Genomic DNA, 25,001 nt, shown 5'->3' on the forward strand with positions numbered 1-25,001 from the left:
CGTCCTTTTCCTTTTTATCCTTTGACCGAACCGCCTGTCAGACCTTGAATCAGATAACGCTGAATAAACATAAAGAGCACAATAGGCGGTATCAATCCAATAATGCTGCCTGCTGCGAGCGATCCATACTCTACACTGTACTGGCCGATTAAATACTTCAGTCCGATTGGGATCGTAAATTTGGACGCATCTGTCAGGAATGAGAAAGCAACCAAGAACTCATTCCAGCAGCCGATAAAGGCGAACAGAGCAGTCGCTACGATCCCCGGTAGAATCACTGGCGTAATGATCGTGAACAAGACCCGGAATCTTCCTGCTCCGTCGACCATAGCCGCTTCGTCAATTTCCTTCGGAATACCAGATACAAATCCTTGCATCAACAGCGAGTTGAACGCAACCTGTGAAACGATATAGAACAATATGATCGCAAAAGGCGTATTCATAATCCCCATGCTCTTAAAAATCAGGAACAACGGGATGACGAATAAGATAACCGGAAGCATCTGAGTGCCCAGCATCATAAGCATAAAAGCATTTTTTCCAACAAATTTAAATCTGCTCAAAGCATAGCCGTTAAAAATCGACAGCAATGTAATAAAAATCACCGACACCGTACAGATGAAAAGACTGTTTACAAAAAATCTCGAAAAATTGTTGACACTCCACACCTTTATGAAATTATCAAACGTAATTGGATGCGGAAGGTAACGAATCGTGGAGCTGATAATATCATTCTCATGTTTAAGGGAAGTTGAGATGTCCCAAAGAAAAGGCAGTAGGACAAACAACAACGTAACAGTCATAGGAATATAGAACAAACACAAAGTGGTTAAAAAACGTTTAAGCTTACTCATTTTGACCACCTCTGCTTAATTTCATATAGACGACCACGAAAATCATTAGAACAGCGAAGGAAAGGACCCCCATAGCCGAACTATAGCCATAATTCCCGTTCAAAATTGCCGTCTGGAACATATAAATCGGGAGAGTGGTTGTCATATTCATTGGACCGCCGTTTGTCATCGTGAAGATCATATCGATAGAGTTGAACTCCCAGATGGCTCTTAGCATCGTAGTGAAAATAATACTTTCCTTAAGATAAGGCAGGGTAATGGAAAATAACTTTCTTGCCTTTCCGCAACCGTCGACTTCGCAGGACTCGTAGACTTCTTTCGGAATAGACTGCAAGGAAGCAAGTAGTGCGACTGCAAAGAACGGGATCCCTCTCCACAACTCGGCCAGTACAACCGAACCGAATACGGTATGGGTGTTCGACAGCCAAGCGATATTCTCGTGAATAATCCCTAACCTCTTCAAAAGATCGTTAATGACTCCGATATGCTGGTTGTACATGAGCGACCACAGCATTGTCGTAAGAACGCCTGATACCGCCCAAGGAATCAGCACGAGCGAACGTATAACGCCTCTAAACCGGAAGGCCTGATTAAGCAGCAGGGCCACACCTAAGCCGAACACGAGCTGAAGAACGACTTCAATAACCACCCACTTGATGGTTATCCATAGCGAGCTTGGGAACAGATCGTCATGGAATAAAATCTGCTTAAAGTTACTCCACCCGGCAAAACCGTCATCCATCGGCCGAGTCAAGTCATAGTTCTGAAAGCTTAGTTGGAAGACTTGTAAAATAGGGTAGAACATAATGACCGCCATGAGAACGACAGTCGGGATAATCAGAACGTAAGGAAATATCCTGTCGCTGCCGATCATCTTGTTTTTTCTCTTGGACGTTCCCGTCACTTGTCCTGTTGCTAATTGTTGTTTCACCTTCATGAAATAATCACCTCAATAAGAATAATAGGCTATGCATGAAGCTAGCTAAATAATATATCTTGCAAAGTTTGTTTGTTTTTTTGAAAATAAAAAATAGCAGCAAAAAAACAACCTCATCCCAATCATTGACTGGAATAAGGCTGTTTGTGAACGCTTTCCAACTATTACGAGCTATGCTGCTGTCTATACTCCATCGGGGTAAACCCTGTATGCCGCTTGAACAAAACACTAAAATACTGGGTATTCACATACCCAATTTTCTCAGCAACCTCATATACTTTTAAATCGGTATGCACAAGCAGTTCAGTAGCTTTATCTATTCGCACTTGGACAATATACTCACAAAAATTAACATCCGTATACTTTTTAAACAAAGTACTGACGTACGATGGTGTAATGTGGACCGTCTCCGCTACTTCTTTTAAGTCCAGATTCTCATTCTGATAATGATTTGCGATATAATCCATAATTGTGCGAAGAATAGCTTGATGCGAATTGCTTGAATATTTGACCTGATCATAGAAAATAATCGATTGATCCATCCGGACATCCTTCATCTGTGTCGCAATCAATGCTTCCTCGTAGGAGACGCCAATATGTTTAAACCCTTCACCAATACTGCCTATACCGATCTTGGCGTGAACTTTGAGATATTGCTCAATCATCACTGTTAAGCGGCGGGCAATAAGCTCGGTATCCTGCTTCAGCTTCTCCACACCCTCGTTTCGGTAGTTGAACAACAGATTGATCCGGTGGTTATATTGAATCGCATACACCTGAACCCCGTCGCAAATTGCAGATTCTAGCACCTCATTGCAAAGGTTTTTGAGAGTGAACAATAATAGCTCCAGATCGACGGGTTTATTGGGTTTAAGAAACCTTCCGACACCATCCAAGCTCAGAACAGCCATCACGAACACCGAGCCGCAAAACGTTAAATCGAGCAGCTTCGCCTCCCTATCAATCGCTTCCTCATTCCCCGACCCAGAGATCAACTCGCTAAAAAATTGGTTCACGATAAGACCATGGCTTTTTATATCCTTCTCACGTTTTCTCCGCTCTTCCTCCAGTGCCTCAGACGCATTCATGATTGTCCGCAGGATTTTATCGTTATCTTCATACTTTAATATGTAATCAAACGCTTGAAGCTGTAGCGCCTCCTTAGCATAAGAAAAATCATCATACCCCGTTAAGAAGACAATCTTCAAATCCAAACCATTCTCCTTCACTTGGGCGGCAAGCTTCAGTCCATCCATGAAAGGCATGCGAATATCCGAGAGCAGTAGATCCGGCTTCTCCCTTTGGATAAGTTCCCAAGCTTCCTTCCCGTCCACTGCAACTCCTGCCACCTGAATGTTTCCCTGATCCCAATGGATATTCCTGCGAAGCCCTTCCCTAATCCATTCATCATCGTCTGCAATGACCAGCTTATGCACGATTCGTCACCTCATTTATCGTATATGGAATCCTTACAGTCACTATGGTATAAACCCCTTCTTCACTATCCAGCCGAATCCCGAACCCGTAGCCGAATTGCAGCGCCAGCCGTCGGTGAACATTACGCAGCCCGAATGTCACTGGAGCCTCTTGAACATTCTGCGCTTGAATAGAAGTATTCATCTCCTGTACCTTCTCTACATCCATCCCTGCACCATCGTCGAAGACTTCAATTATTGCTGCATCCCCGCTTGGCCTTCCTGTTATTCTGATGATCCCTTTTCCCTTCTTGTTTTTGATGCCATGATAGATGGCATTCTCGACAATAGGCTGCAAGGTCAGTTTCATGATAGGAAGATGCATAATGCTCTCTTCAACTTGAATCTCAAATTCAAAATCTTTCTGGTAACGGATATTTTGAATTTGCAAGTAGCTTTGAACATGCTCAATCTCTTCTCTAAGCGTTATGACCTCCCGCCCTCTGCTAATGCCGATCCGAAAAAAGTGGGCCAGCGCACTAACCATAGTCGATGCCTTTTCCTTCTCACCCAAATCAATCATATGTTTGATAGATCCGAGAGTGTTGTATAGAAAATGTGGTTGAATTTGCGACTGCAATGCTAATAACTCCATTTGCCGCTTCTGTTCCTGTTCATCCTTAACTTGCTCCAGCAATTGGCGAACCGAATCGACCAAATTCTCCAACCCACTGGCTAATACACCAATTTCATTTTGCTCTTTCAGCTGAAAGTTAACATTTAGGTTCCCTTGTCTAAAACTCTTCACTTGTTTGGACAAATAACGGATGGGATTCGTCAGGCTGCTCGCAAAATAGGTTGCCATAATAATAAAAACTACGAGAATAACAGCTACGATTGTAAGCGTTATCGATTTAATCTGGCTTGCCTTGGCTAAGATATCGCTTTCAGGAACAATGGCGGCGAGCTTCCACCCGTTCAGCGATAACGTTGTAAAGTGAATCATCATACGTTGGTCCGACTTGCTGGCCGCCCTTAAATCTCCCTGGTGATTAGCGTTATTACGGATATCGTTCACGATCTCATCGCCGATAGCGTACTCTTTGGATAACGGCTTGGAATACATCACCCCATCTGGACTGATCAGAGCCAGCGAGCCATTGGGACTAATATTGACATTCTGTAAAATGTCGAGCAGATAGGATTCCTTCATATTAATGAGAGCCATGCCACTGACCTCGGAATCAAGATTTCCGATAATTTTAAATACGCTTACAACATTACGTTTCGTGACAGTAGTAAACACTTGATCCTCATGCGTATTCAACCAGTAATAACTGCTTTCTGCATCCTTTTGGTTGTATCGGGCCAGCCATTCATTAAGATTCACACCGACATGCCGGGGAATAAAGTCCTTCTGTATGTTGAAGGTCCGGCCATTATTAAACGTGACAAAAATTGAGTCGATGACTTGCAAATGATTCCGGTAGGCTTCCTCGAACTGTTTATGAAGATCGATGATATCATCGTAGCGATGTTCTCCTTCGTCTTGTCCATTATCTAATAAAATATATTGAAAAGCCGAATTGTTCTCGATTGACACCAGCTGTTCGAAGATCGTATAAAGCTTGTCGTTAAGAAAAAAGCCCGTTTGCTCGGTCGTATCGCTTAGCAAATAATAAGCGTTTTGTTCGAGCTGCTTAACGGCAGTGAAATAGGAAAAAAAACCGGTAAGCGCAACGGATGACACAAGAATAGGCAAAAAATAGATAAGCAGCTTAATTTTGATTGGGCTTCTAGAAAGATACGAGAACATGTATTTCCCCCAAATGAAGTCGTTTCGGATTCTCCTCTTATAATAACTCCTAGCTCGAAGAGATGGGTTTGTTTTTTATCAAACCTTGTTTGTTTTTATTCAATTTCTCAAAAAAAAGACGAGCCCCTGATTGGGACTCGTCTTTGGCTACTTTATGGATGTAGAATAAGCTGGGCTAACGCCGCAAGATCCACAATATCCAAAAGACCATCTTTATTCAGATCATAAATCTGATATCGGATCCAATCCGTATGTGCGGAGCTTATACCGTAATGAGCGGACAGAATAGCCAAATCACCGATACTTGCTGGATTGGCCGAGCTCAAGAAAGTTGCCAGCGCCGCATCCAGATCAATGATTGCCTGCTCCACAGAAACCTTAGTTGCGTTCGGATTATTCACGACCTGCATAGCTTTACCGATTGCATTATTAAGCTCATTCACTACCGTCTTCGTATATTGCCCCCATTTACTGCCAATAGTGGCGTAATCGGATGTTGCTTGTGCTATAGCAATCTTTAATGCCAGAGCCGATTTGTCCGAGGCGCCGTCTAACCCATCCATAGCCAACTGCAAGTTCGAGGCAGCTGCATTCACCTGATTCTGTGTAGCTTGCGATCCAGCAAGAATCACTTTCGCAGAGGTTAGATAGGTTTGCAAGATTAACCAAGTGGATGGATTGTATTGATCTGCCGTAAGGCTCTTCGCTACATCAACCCTGCTGGCCAGGACCGTTTTGTCTATCATGATCTTCATGCCATAGATCGTATTAGATAGCTTTGATACCGTTTCGCTCCCATCGGCAATCAAAACGGGGTGCAAATGAAGATAGGCCGTCGTATCGCCGGCATAGTTCAGGTTTGATGAATGCCAGAGCATCTTGAGCATGTCTCCGCTTGGAAGGATACCAGCTCCAGTGCTTGCGAGCTTGATTGTGATTTTTCCATTCACCTCATCCTTATCGACGGATTCCACTCCCCATTCATCCGCTAAGCATTCTACCGAATCGTAAAGAATTAGGTCCGGGTCATACTCAAACGTCAACTCTTGACCATAAACAGCAGTGCTGACACTTTCTGTAACGTAATCATTATTTAAGCCATAAACCAAACCAAATTGTTGGCCGGCAAACGTTGTTCCTTCTCCCATAACCGTAGCATAGGGAAGACTTAAGGACGGAGCATTTACAACCGCGCTGACCTCGTTAGAGTTATCGCTCTCACCTCCAACATTAACTGCCGTAATCACATAATAATAATTACCAGCAGTAAGATCGGCATTGTCCAAATAAGTGCTGTCCGTGACATTGGAAGCAATGGTTACATACCCCTCTGAGCTATTTACGCTTCGCTTCACTGCATAATAATCAGCTCCGGCAACCTCATCCCAGCGTAGCAAGATTTCGGCCCTGCCCGTAGTTGCACTTACGTTTGCGGGTGCTTTAGGAATCTGAATGGAACCCGGATTAGAGACCGTAATAACTGAAGGACTTATGCCTGAATCCAAGTGAAACGGTATCCCCGCCTGCGAAAAATCCGTATCCTGCAATAGGATATTACTCGCGAATCCCTTCAAATGGATAAAGGTGCTTGTGCCAGGCGGACAAAGAACGTCATTTAATAAAATATCGGCTGCATTGTTCATGGTATAGAGGGTTCCGTTCGCCGGAACGATCTGAACATGATTGAATTGAATATCAGTCGTATTACTGGACACGAATCCAGTTTGAGTCGACATTTTTACATTGGTCAACTCCACATTACGCAGAGGCACATTGGCCAGTGCATCGATGGACACTGCTTCCGAAGCTCCGTCCACCGTAACGTTACGAATGTGGATATTTTTAACCTCTGGAACCCGGTTATCGACTCCCAGCTGCGCATTATCCACTGCTTCGCTGTGCCCAGTATAGAAATCATTAATGGATAATGCCGTATAACCAATATTCTGCATATGGAGACCATCGATATAGATATTCTCGATAGGACCACCACCACCAACAAAGCTTTTAATATTGATCCCATTATCCGTTCCGATATATTGATTGTTGCGAACCGCAAGGTTATGAATGCCTCCGGATGTGTTACTTCCGATAGACAATCCGCCATGGCCACGAAAAACAATGTTGTCGGCAATTACGACTTCGGACAAAGCGTTTGTCGGACTCGGGTCATAGCTGGCCTTCATCCCGATTCCATCATCTCCGGCATTCACCGTGTTGTGATATAAAACAACATTCTGCGAAGAAGTGACATCAAGACCGTCTCCGTTCTGGTACCAAGCGTCGTTATTGACCGTTGAATTACGGATTACCAGATTCCGAATCTTCGTAAAGCTAGTCGCAAATTGTGGTGAATTCATAAAGGTAGGTCCATCGACTAACACATTGCTGCTATTATAGATGTCGACCATGATAGGACGATATACCCCAACAGCTTGTTGAGACGGATACCAAACACTGCCGTTATCGGTCAACACTCCGCCCAAGGACAACAGATAATTCCACTGCGTGGTTGTGACCTTGCCCTTCTTCACATAACGCCAATATTGCCCATTGCCATCGATAACACCTTTTCCTGTGATCGCGATGTTGCTGAGCCCCGATGCCGCCAGCATCGGTTGATATTTTGCATTCACCAAATTGTAGTCATCATAGTCGGGACTAAATTGAATGAGTGCACCAGCCTCTACATGCAGATCAATATTACTTGCCATTTGGATACTTCCTGTCAGCCATACACCAGCAGGTACGACGACACGCCCTCCACCTGCCAGTGTAGCCGCCTCAATTGCCTTTGCGAATGCCGCCGTATTTTTGGTTATACCATCTCCAACAGCGCCATAATCTTCAATATTAAAATCTACGTTTGGAAATGTTGGAAGCGTAATCGCTGGCATATCGAATGGCAGATCTTTTTGATACGTTTGCAAGTCATCCCCGCCCGTTACAAACCCCACGGAATCCGCGGATTTGACGCTAACCTTCGCAGTCGCCTTTACATCGGTGCCCGTTACAGTTCCCTGCACAGTGAAGTTCCCCACAGATGCATACTTAGCTGGATCGATTGAACTCCACACGACAGCCAATGCTTTCTCCGATCCATCCGTAAATTGAACGGGAACGATGCTTGGCAAAAATGGAGCTACCCCCTCAAGGCTATAAAGCTCCAGTGTCGGTATGTTCGATAGGGTCTGTCCCGGCAGCGTGGTGGAATTCACAACTTCTATGGCTAACAGAATTTTAGTACCGGAAGCGAAAGTGAAAGTTAGTGTATTTTTTCCAATCGGCAACTGAGACAAGAAGACATCACGAAGAGTATAAATACTTCCATTGGCAGTGTAATCGGTCCCCTTATTCAGTGCATGGGTTCCGAGCATAATTCCCGTCATTGTGTCTCCCGAGCGTTTAACGGATACAGACAGATTCGCTTGATTCACATGATTACGATCAAATTTCACCGGAGCTGAAGACAAAGATACTTCAGTTGAATAGACGCTCTCTCCATTGGCATTCACAGCAGTTACTACATAATAAAAAGGAGCTCCTGTGTTCACAACCATATCCGAATATTGAACCTTATCTTTCACTCCCTCCGTCAAGCGGAGCCAGTTCAAGTTGTAGCTCCCCGTTACGGAATAAAGGCGTAAAGTTTGATTCCCAGCGGGAAGATTGACATTCACACTGACCGTTGTCCAGCTCTGCCAATCACCGGTTTGCGGAATATCTAGGGTGCTCAGCACGCTGCCATTCCCACTCTTTAATTGAAGCTGTTTACCGCTGTCCGGAGCAGAGACGCGCAGATCCAAGGTGTAGAATCCACCCGCAGAAACCTGTATCGCGTAATCCATCCAATCTCCCGGATCGATATAACTGACATTTAGACCTCCGCCTTCATCACTCGTATTCTGAGTTTTGACACCGTACATCGCTGTCCAATCCTCACCTTGGATCGTTGCCAGCGGGGAAGTGGATGACGGAATCAGATCGGATGCAATCGGCAAGTAAGGACCACCCGCTTCGCTTCCGCGATAGACACGATAAGAACTTGCTCCTTCAACCGTGTTCCACGACAGAGCTACGGGAGAATCGCCTAATGTCGCATCAACACCGCTCGGGAAAGTCACACTCAGTCCGGTTGGAGAAGCAGGTTGCTGTTCATTCTGTTCATGCCCAGGAAGCGTGCCGAACAGCGTAGGATCCCACCCATCCGCTCCTTTCAGCACATTCTGAACGGTGTATTGATTGGCTTCGTCAGATGTCAATTGGCTCGACCAGCGATAGCGGCCCTTCGCATTGGCACCTGGTCCCGAAGAGTTGTATTCACCATACCGCGCCGTCGATTCGTTAGAAGGATTTCCCCAATTATCCCAACCTACTGCTTTGATATGCGCATCCATCCAGGTATTAATGTACTTCACGTTGGCGTTAGCTCTCCAAGGTCTACCCAGATCTAGCGAACCGTTAGTAGCAGCCAGCTTAGTGTCGATATCCCATTCCGGTCTCCAAGGATCATGAGTCACCGATTCCTTCAAAGAAGAAGTACCGCGGGTCAATCGCGAGTTCATGAAAACATAGCCAAACTCAGCTTTCTCATCCGTAGAGGCTGCCGTCATATGACCGCCAAAGCCACCAACGAACTTAATCTCCGAATCGTAGAAATAAGCCGCAGCATTCCCAAAGATCCAGTCGACGTCCCCTTCAATTATGCATCGGTTAAAGTACTGTCGCCCGCCGTTTGCGTACAAGGTATCTTGGAACCCTGCCAGATAAACGTTCGTAAAAATTGCTCTGTCGCCCGTTACATTAAGTGCGACTGTGGGACCTACATTTCCTCTCTCAAACGAAGTATTGCGAATCGTCATATTTTCTGCCGTAAAGTCGCTGGCAGAAACTAACAACGTGTGGCTGTTTCCAGTACCTATTCCGGAATTAGCATAATCGTCATAGGTCAAAATCGTTCCGTCTCTGCTTTCACCAACTAAACTAACTAATGGCTTAGAATTCGGAACGGCTACCTTTTCATGATAGATACCGTCTTGGATATAGATCACCCGCCGGGTCGAATTCCCAGTTGGAATCGAATTCAGAGCATCCGTAACGGTCGTATAATCTCCCGTTCCATCCTTCGCAACTACAATTACTTTAGCTGGAGTGGCGATTTGGATCAGGCTGTCTGCTCCCGAGCCCCTCGCATTAACAGCAGATACAACATAATAATAGGTCAGACCGTTTGTTATGCTGTTGTCCAGATAGTTTGTTTGGGTTACGCTAGCGATCGTTGTAAAGGGTCCCGCCAACGAAGCCGCCCGTTTAACGAGGTATGAATCAGCCTCAGCAACCTCGGTCCACTGCAAGTTAACCTTGCTAACTCCCGCTTGTGCTGTTACTTCATTCGGCGAAGAAGGTACCCCCTGCTGGAAATGAACCGGAGATACGCGTGCTTGATCGGAATTCATACTTTCCGTCTGAGCACTTAAGGCAGATACAACATAATAATAATTCGTTCCGTTGTGTACGGTGCTATCAGTAAATTCCGGAGCGGTCAGGTTGCTAGCCACGACCGAATACGTTCTCCCCGATATTACACTTCGCTTCACTGAGTACGAGGAGGCTCCCGGCACAGGGTTCCATGTTATATCCACGCGGGCATCACCAGGAACAGCAATCAATCCAGCTGGTTTCGCTAAAGGGGCAACTGGAGAAATCTTAGCGGAGACCGAATTTTCGCTTAAGCCACCCGCATTTTGAGCTTGAACGGTGTATTCATATACCGTTCCGTCAGTCAATCCGGCGTCGTTATATTGGGTTGCCGTCAAATCCGACGCGATGACCGAATACTTAGTCCCTCCGTCATCCCTTCTGAGCAAATGGTATTGCTCCGCACCTTCGACAGACTCCCATTTCAGGGTCACTTGGCTGTCCCTTGCTATTCCCGTCAACCCTGTCGGAGCAGCTGGTATGTCGGGTAGCAGAATTGGCGTGATGTCTACTTCCATGGAATTTGGGCTTTCGCCGGAATCGGTTACTGCACTGACGACATAATAATAGGTTTTATCGTTCATCAATTTGCTATCTACATACCGGTTGGAATCCATGTTCTTAATCAGCTCGTAGGGCCCGCCAGTTGTTTCACTACGCTTCACATTATACGAAATCGCTCCGGTAACCGCCGGCCAATTAAGCATCGCTTGTGTATCACCAGCCTTGCCGGTTACTCCTGTCGGGGTCGAGGCTGATAATACATCAGTGAACATCATCCAGTTAATATTGAAGTTGCCGGTATTCGTCGTGATGCGCAGGGTTTGCGGACCCGCACTCAGATTTGCCGACACGCTTACGGTCGTCCATTTTTGCCAACCGGTCGTATTTGGCACATAAACCGCTGCCAGAACAGTTCCTCTGCTATCTTGCAATTGAAGCTCCTTATCTGAATACTTCGTAGCAAGACGAAAATCTACGGTGTAGATTCCTGCGGAAGCCACATTTACCTTGTATTCCAGCCAATCTCCGGCTTCAATATTGCCCACATCTAAACCGGCTCCAGTATCCGTGGTTGCCTCGTTCTGAACCCCTTGCATGCTGTCCCAGTTCTCGGCTTCAAGCTTGCCCGGAATCGGCTTGCCATTCTTCGCCCAATACGCCACCGCAATTGAAGGTTTCAGCCCTTCCTCCGAGGTGTGTGCTTGTATACACTGATATTCCAGATCATTATAGATGACCCAATCGTTGATCGTATAAGTGGTATTCGCCTGCCAGCTGGCAGCAGCGGCCGCAGCGGTTCGCGGAGAATAACCATATAAAAGACTCATTATCATCGCCACGATTATGGCTATAGCCGTTACTTTTCGGCTTATGGTGTCTTCTTGCCCCCAGGGTGCGGTCCTGTTCATATCTTCTTCCTCCTTAGAATAGAAGTGCACGAATACTATCAGAGGTTATATATGTTGTACATTAACACAGCTGCTTCCGCTCGTGTCGTCGTAGACTTAGGCTCGATTTGGCGGCCATTCCCGTGAATCAAACCCGCTTTCACTAGACTTGCGACAGATTCAGACGCATAGGCAGAAATCTTCGCAACATCGCTGAACGGTTGAAGCACGGATGTATCTCCACCTGTAACCTGTTGACCTGACGCCTTCAAGGCTCTGGCGGTTAGGACCATCATGTCCTCACGGGTGATTGGCTCAAGCGGTTTGAACAAGTTGTCTCCTGAGCCTTCCGCAATGCCAAGTGCCCGAGCAATGCCAACGGCCTCGTAATAATAAGCTTGGGATGGGACGTCCGCGAAGGTATCTCCAGCTTTTCCGCTCAGTTCTAGCGTCCTAACGAGCAATACCAAAAAGTCGGCTCTAGTAACAGCTTGAGATGGGCGGAATTCTGTATCGGACACACCACTAATAATTCCCTTGGAAGCCATATCCTCGATCGGATTTTTAGCCCAAGCCACAGACTCAAGATCCTTAAAGGATTTATTCGTATAACCAATTGCATACATGCTGAAATGTGTAGTCTTAAAGCTGACGCGACCGGACTTCGCATCATATCTACCACTAGGAACCGAAGTAAGTTTCCCTTGACTGTCTACATACCACACAACGATATGCTCTGGATTAAGCAGCTCTTGTGCAGTAGGAACGTAGGGGATGCTGACTGTGACCGGAGCTTGGCGATTATCCCAGGTTATGATCTTGCCACCCGACGTTAAAGTTACTTGAATGACGGGATGGTTGCCGATTTGGTTTTGCACGGACGGCTGCAAGGATTTAGGATCAACACTTGTGATATGAAGACTTATTTGTTCATTGGAGGTAACCCCAGCTTGCAGCATATTATCAGGGAGAGTGAGGTTAGCCAGTGGTGTTACAATTTCAATTTCCGCCTTTTTGACATCATTGGATATAGCCGAAGTTGGAATCGTCTGAACGTACTCTTTTGCCCCGGGCTTCGACTCGACTTCAATGATTACTTTTTTTACTCCTTTGTCGTTGGCGGTAGTTTGGTTAAGAGCTTTCTGCAGTGATTCTAGATCCACGGTTGATTGTACCGATTGTGCAGCTGCGTCATAACGAATCACCGGTTTGATCGTAGAACCGTTGACATTACTCGGAGTTGTAGGCTGGATCGAACTGCCGTTTCCTTCCGCTCCGTTGTTACTGTTGTTTCCATTATTACCGTTATTGCCGTTGTTTCCGTTGTTTCCGTTGTTGTCATCGATACTAACAATATGCGCGATCGCCGATGCATCAGGGGTATAGTTAACCGCAGACAGTTGCGAATCTACTAACTTCACACGGGATAGAACGATTTTGACATCGCCACTCTCAAGCGCTTTGAAAGTAACTGTGGCCAGTTTTAGATCTCCGTTCTTGCCAGATTTCTTCTCAAGCTCTGTATGCGCTAGCCGCACGCCGTTATTCGTCAATAGGGCGTCAATGTTGAAACCGCCCTCGCCTGCTGTGTAACTCACGAACTCCAGCTTTGAGCGATCATAGGTCAGATTCAACTCGTACGCGTACAAATCCGTCATTAGGTTCGCTGCAATCTCAACAGTAAAGGTACTGTTGAGGATAGGACTTTCTTTTGATAACACAGTTTGGAAGTTGGGTTCACTATTAGCCTGCGTTACCACAGGTCTCGCTAGAAAAAAGACAAGGAGCATAAGCACCGCGATTCTGAGTTTAGCCATTTCGATTCATCCACCCTTTCAATAGCAAGATAGGAGAGAGCGCCGCTGCCGTTGAGTCAGCGCCCTCCAGATTTAGCAAACTTAATTTGAAGTGATTTTACGGGCCATTCCAGCCAGATCGACGATGTCGATCTGCTGGTCTTTATTCAGATCATACCTACTTACCTCACTCCAACCGTTATCACTTGAAGTGATGCCATATTTGGAGCTCAGAAGAAGAAGATCATCCATGCCGGCCTCGAGATTCATCGCTGTAGCGAGCTTTTGAAGTGCAGTAGACAAATCTTGAGCCGCTAGATTCACTTCCTCTTGTGTAGCATCGCTGTCGTTTAAGACAACGGTTGCGTTCGCAATGGCATCCTTAAAGATAGCAATAGCTGACTGCGAATATTGCCCCCAAAGTGTACCCATCGATGCCGACGCCAAAGTGCTGGCGGCTTCGTGAAGGATAGACTGGAGTGCTGTTCTAATGACATCTCCCGAACCTGTATCAGTCACAGTAATGTTAACCTGATAAGCAGTGCCTTCCACAGAAGATTCATTACCTTCGCCATCGCTCATAATAATGCGGGTCGCTTCTAATGAAGCAACCGTCGCTTCCGTTACATCTTTTGCAGTGAAGTGAAGTTGAAGAATTCTCGGCAAATCGCCGCTCATGCCAACCCCTGGGGTTGTGCTTGCCATGAGAATCCGTGTTTGTCCCTCATTATCAAAGGAATCGATGACACGAATTCCATCCAGCAAGGATTCCGCTGCCACGAACTGAATTTGCTCAGGATCGTAGTTCAGCGTCAAATCCAAGCCATATACATCACTTGTAACACGAGACATGCCATATACGACTTCAAAGGACTGCCCCTTCTCCACAGAGCCCGGTCCGGTTAAAAAACTTCCCGATCGAACAGTAACTTTGGCTTCGGCCTTTAACTCCGTGCCATAGACAGCGCCCGTAACTGTAAATCGCCCTTCTACCGCATATAACTCAGGGTTGATAGCTTCCCAAACGACAGGCACTTGCTTCACTGTTTCATCTGCATAAACAGCGCCTACAACTGTTGGCAAAATAGGAGCCACACCTACTGGTGTCTCAACATGAACTGGCAGAAGCGATTCGATTGGATTGTCGGAAGCGAGCTGGGTAGGATCCCAATCCTCTTTCCCGTTGATCGCACTCGTTGCGCTGAAAATACTGTGCAATGTATACACTTCGGCTTCCGTGTCCGTTAATTGATGGGTCCAGTTCATTCTAGCCTGCGGATTTGCTCCCGGACCAAAGCTTTGATATTCACCGTAATATGCGGTTGCTTCATTTTTTGAATTGCCGAAGTTGTTCCAGCCACTTGGAGCAATGTGATCTCCCATGTAGCTGTTCAGATATACAGTCTTCGCATATGGACGCCATGGTCTTCCCAAATCAACAGCGGATATAGACGAAAGCAACGCTTCGCCGGTCACTTTGCTGTTCAAGAATACATAGCCATACTCCTGTCCCTCAGGAGTGGAAGCTGCCGTCACATGCCCAGCCAATCTGGAATGAATCTCGCTGTTATCAAAAACAGCAATACCCGGACCAAAGATAAAGTCTACCGAACCCGAGATGAAACAATCCTTGAAGTAGGAACGATAGGATTGAATGGTTGCATTATTGGCATAGTTGTTAGGATCCGCGTTATCGGTCAGATTGCGGGTTAACAGTGTATCCTGATAACCGATGATGTTGCAATTTTCGAAAAAAGCTTTATCCGCATATACGTCGACGGCAACGGATTGACCTGCTCCGGAGCCCGAGGAATTAATGACCGTTAGATCCTTGGCATAGAAATCATGGCCTTTAATCATGAGCGTATAATCCGTATAAGTGCCCAAACCTAACGAGGTACCATCCGGGGCCGTTTTTTTCGGATTATCATCGTAGGTGAGAATCGTTCCATCCTTGCTCTCACCCATTAAAGAGATGTAAGGCTTGGTATCTGGAATAAGAACTTTCTCATAATACAAGCCGTTTTTCACAAAAATAATGATGCGATTGCGGTTCTGGTCCGGGACTGCATCGACAGCAGCTTGGATACTTTTATAATCTCCGCTTCCATCTGCAGCAACGACGATAACCTTCGCGTCTGGAGCGATATCAGACAGAACATATACATGCGCAGTAACCGGTAGGTCCGACCCTTGTACCGTACCCATAACCTTGAACCCGTCAATATTTGTATCCGCATACAAGTCTGGAGAGATGGGTTCCCAGGACACTGGCAGAGATTTGGTCATTTGATCATTGAAGATCGCCGTTACGTGATCTGGCAAACTCGGTGCGATGCCCTTCGCAGTTGTCGCGATGACAGGCCGATAACCGGTCATGCCAGCCGAAACCACTTCCACTTGAATTTCAGCTCTTGCAGAATATCCCGTTACTGTACCCTGTAAAGTGAATGCTCCTATCTGCTGATATTCAGACGCCGGAACTAAATCCCAGATTACCGGAGCATAACTTACCGCTCCATCCTCTCTCAAAATCGGCATCTGATTCGGCAGATTAGGCTTCGTGCCTAATGCGGTCGTTACCTGTAAGGACTTATAGCCAACAACTGTTTCTTGTCCTGTTATGGTGATTGGCATCAATCCGATAATCGCTGTTCCGTCATTCATCGTCGCTGCGACGATGACTTTACCATTGCTATTAGCGGTCAGTACTCCATTATCGTCGATTGTAGCCACATCTGTAGGGGTCAGATCACTATTATAGACAGCCCATGTAACCTGCGAAGTTTCTCCCGTAGTTTTGGTGGCACTAAAGGTTAAACGCCCTCCTTTATCGGAGATTGAATTCGTCGAACCTGAGTGTGTTAGCTGGATTCCATAACCGCTGGTAGCTTCCTCAGAAGCACTAATGTACAGATTATCCAAGTAAACTTGAGATGCCACTGTCGTATTATTATTAGGCCCTATGGATTTGAAGGTGCTAATATCCGCCATCGCCAGGGTTGAATCATAGAATGGCTGTTTGCTTAACACCTTCGTTCCGTTGTAATAAACATCCACAAGCTTGTTTGGAAAATCTACCACAGTCTTGACTGTAAACCACTTATCAAGCGGGATCGCAGGAATGATGATAGGAGATGTTTTTCCGTTGATGACATAACTTAATGCTCCCGAATTCTCAGTGTTTAACCAGACGGCTACTTTACCATTCGATCCGAGCAGCTGAAATACCCGATTATTCGAGGTAGGTTTGTTCGCATAAGTACCGTTCGGCACACCGTTCGTTAAGTTGGGAGGGGCCGGGAACTTCATATGCACTTCTGCCGATAAGGTTCCCGTCTGCGAACCAAAACCACGGGATGCACTTACATAACCGCTATCCTGGTCATTAAGGAAAATACTGTTCGGATTCAAATCTCCGTCCGCCGCAATAGTGATCAGACCCGGGGCATAGCTCGAAGCACTCCAATATCCGCCCGGCGTATCCCCGGCTTTATATTCAGTGAAATCCTCGTGAACCGGGAAGGCTTTATCAGTTACGACCACACCATCCTGAACGATATTCGCACTGTTCGTAGCGCTAATTCCTTTGGGCAAGCTGCTATTGGTGAAAAAGATATTCTCCGTGTAGGCTAATTGAGCTTTAGCAAAAGCACAATTAATGAACTGCAAATTCTTCAAAGCGTTATCAGCTGTTGAAGTGGAGGCTGCCCCTGTCAACGAAATAATGTTATCCGTTCCAGAGATATCGTTGTTCCGCAGGTTGGTAAACCGGAAATTACTCATGTCCGGTGGGTAAATATCAGGAACAGGAAGCTTGTCATAGTTGGAATTCAGATCAATCTTGTTGATAAGCGAATCCCTCACTTGAATGTTCCGAATGTAGCCGCCCCGGGATGTGCTTGTTTTGATCTTAAAGCCCGGTGCCACAGTGTTCGACTTGACGTCGAGGGGAATCAGATTGCAGTCTTCCACGTAGATATCGCTTATTCCGCCAGACATCTCGCTTCCAATAACGACCCCGCCGTGTCCACCACTAAAGGTATCTCCGCGATAATAAATAAATCTGGAGGGTCTGCCGATATCCCGGCCTTCTTGATTGATCCCGGATTTAATTGCACTGCCGTCGTCCCCGGTTTGAAAGGTAGAATTCAAAATGTAAACGCTCTCGGAAGAATTCGGATTAAAGCCGTCTCCATTATGTTGCGTGGTGTTAATATCGAGGTTATAGGCGGTGATGTCTTTGCTGTATACAGGTACTACGGTCCACATCATTCCATTGCGGATTTTCAATCCATCGATATAGACATTGTGTGCGTTATTAAAAGATAGCAGATGTCCACCACCGTAGGTTGTTCCAACTTCAACCTTGTCGTTATCGTATTCCTCACGCAGCTTCAAGCCGCTCTCCTCGTCACCAATTGTTCCGGGTCCAAGGAATGTAATATCAGTTACACTATAATCATCGTACTTGTCATGATCCATAACTCCGGCGTTAAATAAACTTTGATAAGCCTCGGGTTCCTCAATACTGTGTCTGGCCGTTACGAACGGCAAGAAGTCAGCCTTGTGTGAACTAGGCATCACTTGAGCCCCTGCATCTACAAATACAGTCATATTGCTGTGCAGGAACAATCCGCCAGTCACATACTTCCCGGGTGGAAAGTATAAAGTGTCTCCTGGAGTAACCGCGTCAATCGCGGTTTGAATTGCCACGGTATCCAATGTGTTGCCATCTCCGGATGCTCCATAATCCTTAACATTAAACCTGATGCCCGTCTTTTTAGTTGTGATTTGGACCGTATTGCTATCTAAAGATTCGTTGCCAGATGTATCCTGGGCTCGTACCGTGTAGGTATATGTCCTCTCTGGAGTTAATCCTAAAAACTTATAGTAAGTTTTGTCCGTCGAACCAACCCGGGTTCCATCACTGTCATAAATATTGTACTTAGTAATGTTGGAATAAAATAGCGGTTTCTCCCATGCTAACACTACGGTTGTATCCGTATTAGAGGCAGGTGCCATTCGTAAATCCGTCGGGGAGTAAATATTAGCCGATAAGGAATCATTAATGTTCGCAGCGGCATAAGCCGTGTTGGTCTCTCCGGCAAAGGCGATTTCAGGTACGATCGGGATGAGCAATAAAGCGCATAATGCAATAAGGACACTCTTAATTCTTTTCATAACTTACCTCCTGTTCATTTGCAGGTGATGAAAACGCTGTCAATTAGTGGCATTAATCATTAGGGAGTTGTCATTCAAAAGACAGGCGGCCCAAGTATCGTCAAGAGCCCGCCTGCTGAGATTATTTATTGTTCGGGGATATTAACTGTTTTATTTCGAAGAGTCAAAACTTGCTTTTTCTTTTTCAAGCTGCTTTGCCCATTCATCCAATAGTTCTTTGGCACTCATCTTTTTGGCCATTACCTTCTGGATCATAGGCTCCATATTCGTCTGAACCTTGTTATAGCCCGGCAGATAAACGGGATTATCGGTAAACTTCGTGTCCGGTGAGCTCATCAGGTCTGCGCCCGTCTTCACGTAAGGCACGTTTACAATCCAATCAGCATCCAAAGCATCAAGATAAGTCGGAATTTCGCCATAGAGCTCTCCGTACTCACTATCATTGTGCGTTACGAAATACGTCATGAATTCCCATGCTGCTTCCTTATTCTCGGAGTTCTTTGTCATCATCATCACCGATGGTGTAACGCCGGGGTGAACGCGATAGCCTTTGGCACCCATAGGGAATGGAACAGCTGTAAACTTGGTTAAATCGTCATTGAATGCTTTACTGTGAGCGCTTGCGGAACCAAGGTTATGGAAAATCATACCTACCTTGCCGGACTGGAACGAAGCAGCCAATTCCGTCCAACCTTTGTTCAAGTCATCTTCAGGTGTATTGACATTATAACCGCTCAAGTATTTCTCCAGAAACTCTACATTCAGTGGATCGTTGATCGTGGCTTTGCCTTCTGGCGTGAAATAGTTCGTAATTCCCGAGTATGAATACATAAGATATTCCAGCGAGGTTGCACTTCCGGCTCCACCCCGTATAGAGTATCCGTAACGATCCTTGGACTTGTCAGTCAACTTCTGTGCGTTGTCAAAGAATTGATCCCATGTGTCCGGATTCGGTAGATTTGATTCCTTCAGCCAATCCGAACGAATCCATTCCATCCAAGGCAGAACGCCATAAGGCAATCCATATAACTTCTTGTCAACCGGATCCGCTGCTCTCATTGAGGTAACCGAACCCGTTGTGATCTTGTCCTTTCCTTCCCAGCTATCGAAATAAGAATCGATTGGCTCAAGCACATCGCGTGCAATAAAGTCGGACGTAAAGTTATTGATCAGGTCCGGCCCTTGTCCAGCAGCAATAGCGACATTCAGCTTTTGTATATAACCGTTCAAATCTCCAGGCACGCCCAAGTATTCGATTTTAATATTCGGATGCTCAGCCATGAACTCCTTCGTAACTTTTTGCCAGAATACATCACGGTCCGGTGTAGTAGCCGCAGCCCAGAACGTAAGCGTTGTCTTCTTGCCGGAATCTTTCGTTTCAGTACCACTGTCGCTAGTCGAGCTGCTTGGCTGGGGACTGGCATTCGACGAGTTGTTGTTATTGTTACTGCTTCCGCAACCACTTAACACGCCTCCAGCCAACATGACCGAAGCCATGACAAGTGCCCAGCTTTTTTTTCTTTTGAACATGGTGTTGAACCCCCTCAAAATTCGTCGCTCAGTTGACGAACACCGGTTATTCGTCATGTGTTTAGTTTAACTTTCGTCCTTCTCATTTTACATAAGATTCTTTTCACACTTTGTTTGGATTTTTTAAAATCATACAAAAAAAAGCCCCGATTGATTGCCTCGGGACTTTTTTAGCTTTATTTTCTCCTATATTAATTCAAATCTACTTAACTGCCTAGCTTTCACTTTAAATAGTTCTCTAATGTTCTCCGTACCGCTCCTGGGCCTGCCATCATTTCCTGGAACATAATCTCAATCTTATCACCTAGACCAATCTCGTACAACGGAACCCCAAAAAGTCGCTCATCTTCAAGAATGGGGCGCACACTTGCAGTTTGGTCTCCAAGCGAAACTCCCTGCAGGTAACCTTGCAGTGTTTCTAGTAACGGATCTGAACTCAATGTGAAGACTTCTCCAGCATCATTCACTCCAAGTAAGTAACGACACCACACAGCGATAGCCAGTGGAATCGCCGTTAGCTGCGCTGGATCGAGATCCTCCCGTCGAATATAGGATTTAATAGTTTCACCAAACCGTATACCTACCTTCTGCGAAGTGTCTGTAGCAATCCGCTGCGGAGTATCGGGGATAAATGGATTGGCAAAACGCTCCGTAAGGACTTCGTCCAGGAACTGCTTTGGACTGAGAATCCCCGGGTCCACTACGACGGGCAGACCTTCTTTGTAACCGATTATCTCCACAAACCTCCGCAAAGTATCGTCCTTCATCTCATCCGCGATCAAGGTGTAGCCAAGCAGGCAACCGGAAACAGCAAGCGCCGTATGCAGCGGATTAAGGCAGGTCGTTACTTTCATCGTCTCCACCTTGTTGACTGTCTCCCGGTCCGTAAAAATAATTCCGGCTTCCTCTAGTGGTGGACGTCCGTTCGTAAAGTTATCCTCCACTACAAGATATTCGCTGATCTCAGCATTTACGAAAGGAGCGGTATATGTGTTTTTGGAGGTAATGATCACATCCATATCACCAATTCCCTGTTCCAGAAGCGCTGCCTGTACACTCTCCGAAGGACGTGGTGTGATTTTATCGATCATGGACAATGGAAAGGTTATTACTCGTTCATCTTCCAGATAACGCACGAAGTCTTCTATAACAAGTCCTCTTTGGGCCCATTCCTTAGCGATGGACACAACTCCGTTCTTCAGCTTGTCGCCATTGTGTGAGCAGTTGTCCATGCTGACAAAGGTCATCGGATATTGGCCTTTCAGATATCTTCGATAAGCAAGCGAAGCAACAATGCTCATGACATGAACAGGATGCTCCGGTCCGCTCACAATATCCTTTTCCACAATGCCAAGATATTTATCGTGCGGATCCGTCAACGAGTATCCCTTCTCCGTGATGGTGAAGCTGGCCATTTGCAGGCTGGGATTCTCGAACACCTCGATCAATCGACGGTACTCCGCTTCGCGGTTTTTTTCCGCTGCGATTCCCTCCACAATACTACTGACTACTCTTTTCTGGAAATCACCACGAGCATTCATCAGCACTAAAAGGGTCAGATTGTCGTAGGGCTTGTAGACTTTATCAATCATTTCGAAATCAAAGGTTTCCACCGCAATAATACCTGTATCCGACTTCCTGCCATCCAGCAGCTTCTGATGAGCATTTGCCACGAATCCTCTGAAAATATTACCTGCACCGAAATGAATCCATTCCGGTTTAAGCTGTGTATTGTTTGCTATCTGCTCATAGTCGAACTGCGGAAGCTCCACTCCAGCAGCTTTCCAAGCTGCTTTTTCCCCTTGGATACTGCTTCTGGTCAGATGCAGCATTTATTTTGCCTCCTTGACATTATCCAAGCTATCCCAAACACCAAGCAAATACATGATGCCCATAGCTCTATCATACAAGCCATAACCCGGTCGGCAGTTCTTCTCTTCCCCCCACAGATGCCGCCCGTGATCCGGACGCACATAACCAATGTATCCGTTCTCATGATAGGCTTTGACCACCTCGGCCACATCAACGCTTCCGTCACGCCCACGGTGCGACACCTCAATGAAATCACCGTTCTCAAATACCTTCACATTGCGGATATGGGCAAAATGAATACGATCATGGAACTCGCGGATCATCGCTGGCAGATCGTTATCCGGATTCGTGCCGAGTGACCCTGTGCAGAAAGTCAAACCGTTGTACGGGCTGTCCACCAAATCCAGAAAACGGCGGATCATATCCCGATTGCGGATAATACGCGGCAGTCCAAAGATCGGCCAAGCCGGATCATCGGGATGGATAGCCATCTTGATGTCCACTTCCTCGCATACTGGAATAATGCGTTCCAGGAAATACTGGAGGTTGTCGAACAGTTTATCTTCCGTCACATCCGCATAAGCCGCAAACAGCTCATCCAGCTTTTCCAGCCGCTCCGGCTCCCAGCCCGGCATCGTGAACTTTCCAGCTCCCTTCAGAATCCGGTCCACCATCTCACGCGGATTATCGGTAATGGCAGCCTTTTCATAAAAGAGAGCATTCGAGCCATCAGGCAACTCTTTATACAGCTCTGTGCGGGTCCAATCGAAAACAGGCATAAAATTATAGCAGATCACCTTAACGCCAACCTTGGCGAGTTTACGAATGGTGTCGATATAAATATCGATATATTTATCACGGGTCGGCAAGCCGATTTTGATATCATCATGAACGTTGACGCTTTCTACTACAGCCGTGCTGAAACCCTTGCTGGTGATTTGATCCGCCACTTCTTGGATCCGTTCCATTTCCCACACTTCTCCGGCTACTTTCTCATGCAAAGACCAGACAATCCCCATAACACCCGGAATCTGCCGAATATGATCCAGCGTGATATTGTCATTGCCCTCGCCATACCATCTCCACGTCATGTTCATTGATAAACCCTCCTGTGAATTCGTTTTCAACTATCTTGTATACAAGATTTACTTGATCATAGAATAAGAACAATTCTTTGTCAATCACAATTTTATCAGGAATTTTATCCTGAAATCAAGGAATATCCACCCTATTTTCATCCCAATGATTTTAATGAACGAACTTATCATGTATACTAGTACTGTATCTGTCATTAACAATTGAAAGCAGGAACAGAAATGTCAATTAAAGCTGAAATTCTAAACACACTGAAGCAAGAAATCCTCACGCTGGCGTTAAAGCCAGGCACCATTCTGAGTGAAACAGCCTTGTCTGAGCGGTTTCAGATTTCACGTACGCCGTTGCGTGATGTTCTCAAACAGCTTGCACTGGAATCTTATACCGATATCTATCCGAAAAAAGGTAATATTGTCTCCTTTATTGATCTTGAATCTGTTGAACAAATCACATACTTGCGTTGCACACTGGAAAAGGAGATCCTCAAGGATCTTTCTGCACAGCTTTTACTACCAGGAGTGCACGAGCTTAAAGAAATTCTTAAGAAACAGAAAGAGGTCATCGGGCAGGAGAATGCTGTAGATTCTTTCCTTAATTTAGATGACGAGTTTCACCGGGCCTTGTACAGGCTTGCTGGACGTGAGTATCTGTGGACTCTGATCCAGCAGTCGAATGTACATTATCTCAGGTACCGCAGACTGCACATGCTTAAGACCGACAAGCTGGAAGAAATCTGGAACGAACACCAATCCATTCTTGAGCTTATGGTGCAAAAAGAAACCGCCAAAATCGGCCCGCTAATCCACCACCATCTCCGGGAAGATATTCATTCACTGGATTTTCAGGAGAATTTCTCGGAATATTTAAAGAAATAGTCAGCTAAAAGGCAGCTTACTGCCTTAAAACAAACAAAGAGACATCGTATGGAATTCTCCGTGATGTCTCTTGTTCAATTTACATAACGTTCTCTAAATCCAATTATCTCTTAATCCGATACAGAATGACTCTCTTTTTGAGCCAGCCAATCAATATGGCATCCATGAAACCCATACCGCCACGATTGATTTCCCCATATTTAGAGTTTCCGTGTTTCCTCGCTTGATGGGTTACCGTAACTTCAATAACTGAAAAGCCGTTCATCTTAGCCACCGTGGGCAAAAAGCGGTGCATTCCATTATATAAATAGAAACTGTCAGCTACCTCCCTTTTGAAGAGCTTCATAGGACAGCCTATATCATAAATTGAACCTCCAATAATCCAATTACGGATTTTTTTCGCGAAACCTGAAGAAACTTTCTTAAACCACGTATCTTTATGATCTGCCCATTTTCCATTTACAAAATCTCTTTTCTTGATGAAAGGCATTAATCTAAAGATGTTCCGTGGATCTGTCTGTAGCGCTGCATCCATAAGGGCGATCAGTTCGCCCTGGGAATTTTTCATCCCCGCCCAAATGGCTGCCGTTTGCCCGTAGTTTTTTTCAAAATGAATGACCTTTACCGCTTGATCCATCTGTGCGATTTCATTTAACAGCACGGCACTACGATCCCTACTTCCATCATTCACCAGTACGATTTCGTAATGCTCAATTCTCCCTCTTAATGCTTCAGTAATACTTAAGTAAAGATCGTATATATTTTCCTCTTCATTAAAAATAGGTACGACCACGGAAAGGTGAGTCATCGAGCAACAC

12 protein-coding genes are annotated in these 25,001 nt (G+C 45.7%); 1 reads left to right on the plus strand and 11 read right to left on the minus strand.

What is annotated here, in order from left to right; all coding sequences use genetic code 11:
• Window positions 1-14 precede the first annotated feature (14 nt).
• The 10 genes from MHI32_RS22720 to uxuA all read right to left on the minus strand — a co-directional run bounded on the left by MHI32_RS22720 (window position 15) and on the right by uxuA (window position 23,310).
• Window positions 15-854, minus strand: coding sequence for a carbohydrate ABC transporter permease (locus tag MHI32_RS22720; RefSeq protein ID WP_076128910.1), 840 nt, complete (start codon window positions 852-854; stop codon window positions 15-17).
• Window positions 847-1,791 carry a sugar ABC transporter permease gene (locus tag MHI32_RS22725; RefSeq protein WP_076128908.1) on the minus strand — a complete coding sequence of 315 codons (945 nt, stop codon included), beginning with the start codon at window positions 1,789-1,791 and terminating at the stop codon, window positions 847-849. The genes MHI32_RS22720 and MHI32_RS22725 overlap by 8 nt, the downstream gene beginning before the upstream one ends.
• Window positions 1,792-1,955: 164 nt before the next feature.
• Window positions 1,956-3,227 carry a response regulator gene (locus tag MHI32_RS22730; RefSeq protein WP_076128906.1) on the minus strand — a complete coding sequence of 424 codons (1,272 nt, stop codon included), beginning with the start codon at window positions 3,225-3,227 and terminating at the stop codon, window positions 1,956-1,958.
• On the minus strand, window positions 3,220-5,022 hold the full coding sequence (locus MHI32_RS22735; protein ID WP_076279246.1) for a histidine kinase: 1,803 nt from the start codon (window positions 5,020-5,022) through the stop codon (window positions 3,220-3,222). The genes MHI32_RS22730 and MHI32_RS22735 overlap by 8 nt, the downstream gene beginning before the upstream one ends.
• 152 nt (window positions 5,023-5,174) lie before the next feature.
• The gene (locus MHI32_RS22740; protein WP_340010942.1) at window positions 5,175-11,912 is read right to left on the minus strand and encodes a pectinesterase family protein; all 6,738 of its coding nucleotides are present in this window, start codon (window positions 11,910-11,912) and stop codon (window positions 5,175-5,177) included.
• Between the two features lie 38 nt (window positions 11,913-11,950).
• Entirely contained in the window at window positions 11,951-13,708 is a 1,758-nt protein-coding gene (locus MHI32_RS22745) for an S-layer homology domain-containing protein (RefSeq protein WP_340010943.1), read from the minus strand.
• An 81-nt stretch (window positions 13,709-13,789) separates the two neighbouring features.
• Window positions 13,790-18,871 carry a pectinesterase family protein gene (locus tag MHI32_RS22750; RefSeq protein WP_340010944.1) on the minus strand — a complete coding sequence of 1,694 codons (5,082 nt, stop codon included), beginning with the start codon at window positions 18,869-18,871 and terminating at the stop codon, window positions 13,790-13,792.
• Between the two features lie 150 nt (window positions 18,872-19,021).
• On the minus strand, window positions 19,022-20,401 hold the full coding sequence (locus tag MHI32_RS22755) for a sugar ABC transporter substrate-binding protein (protein ID WP_076128897.1): 1,380 nt from the start codon (window positions 20,399-20,401) through the stop codon (window positions 19,022-19,024).
• 221 nt (window positions 20,402-20,622) lie between these two features.
• Window positions 20,623-22,233 (minus strand): mannitol dehydrogenase family protein, encoded by a 1,611-nt coding sequence (locus MHI32_RS22760; RefSeq protein ID WP_340010946.1) that lies wholly within the window; start codon window positions 22,231-22,233, stop codon window positions 20,623-20,625.
• Window positions 22,234-23,310, minus strand: coding sequence for a mannonate dehydratase (uxuA, locus tag MHI32_RS22765; protein WP_076191830.1), 1,077 nt, complete (start codon window positions 23,308-23,310; stop codon window positions 22,234-22,236).
• A 219-nt stretch (window positions 23,311-23,529) separates the two neighbouring features.
• Between uxuA and MHI32_RS22770 the strand changes: the two genes are divergently transcribed.
• Entirely contained in the window at window positions 23,530-24,183 is a 654-nt protein-coding gene (locus MHI32_RS22770) for a GntR family transcriptional regulator (protein ID WP_076128891.1), read from the plus strand.
• A gap of 103 nt (window positions 24,184-24,286) precedes the next feature.
• Here MHI32_RS22770 and MHI32_RS22775 read toward each other — a convergent pair whose 3' ends face one another.
• Entirely contained in the window at window positions 24,287-24,991 is a 705-nt protein-coding gene (locus tag MHI32_RS22775; protein WP_076276787.1) for a glycosyltransferase family 2 protein, read from the minus strand.
• Window positions 24,992-25,001 lie beyond the last annotated feature (10 nt).

The sequence above is a fragment of the Paenibacillus sp. FSL H7-0690 genome, assembly GCF_037980415.1.
GTDB classification, from domain to species: domain Bacteria; phylum Bacillota; class Bacilli; order Paenibacillales; family Paenibacillaceae; genus Paenibacillus_AQ; species Paenibacillus_AQ odorifer.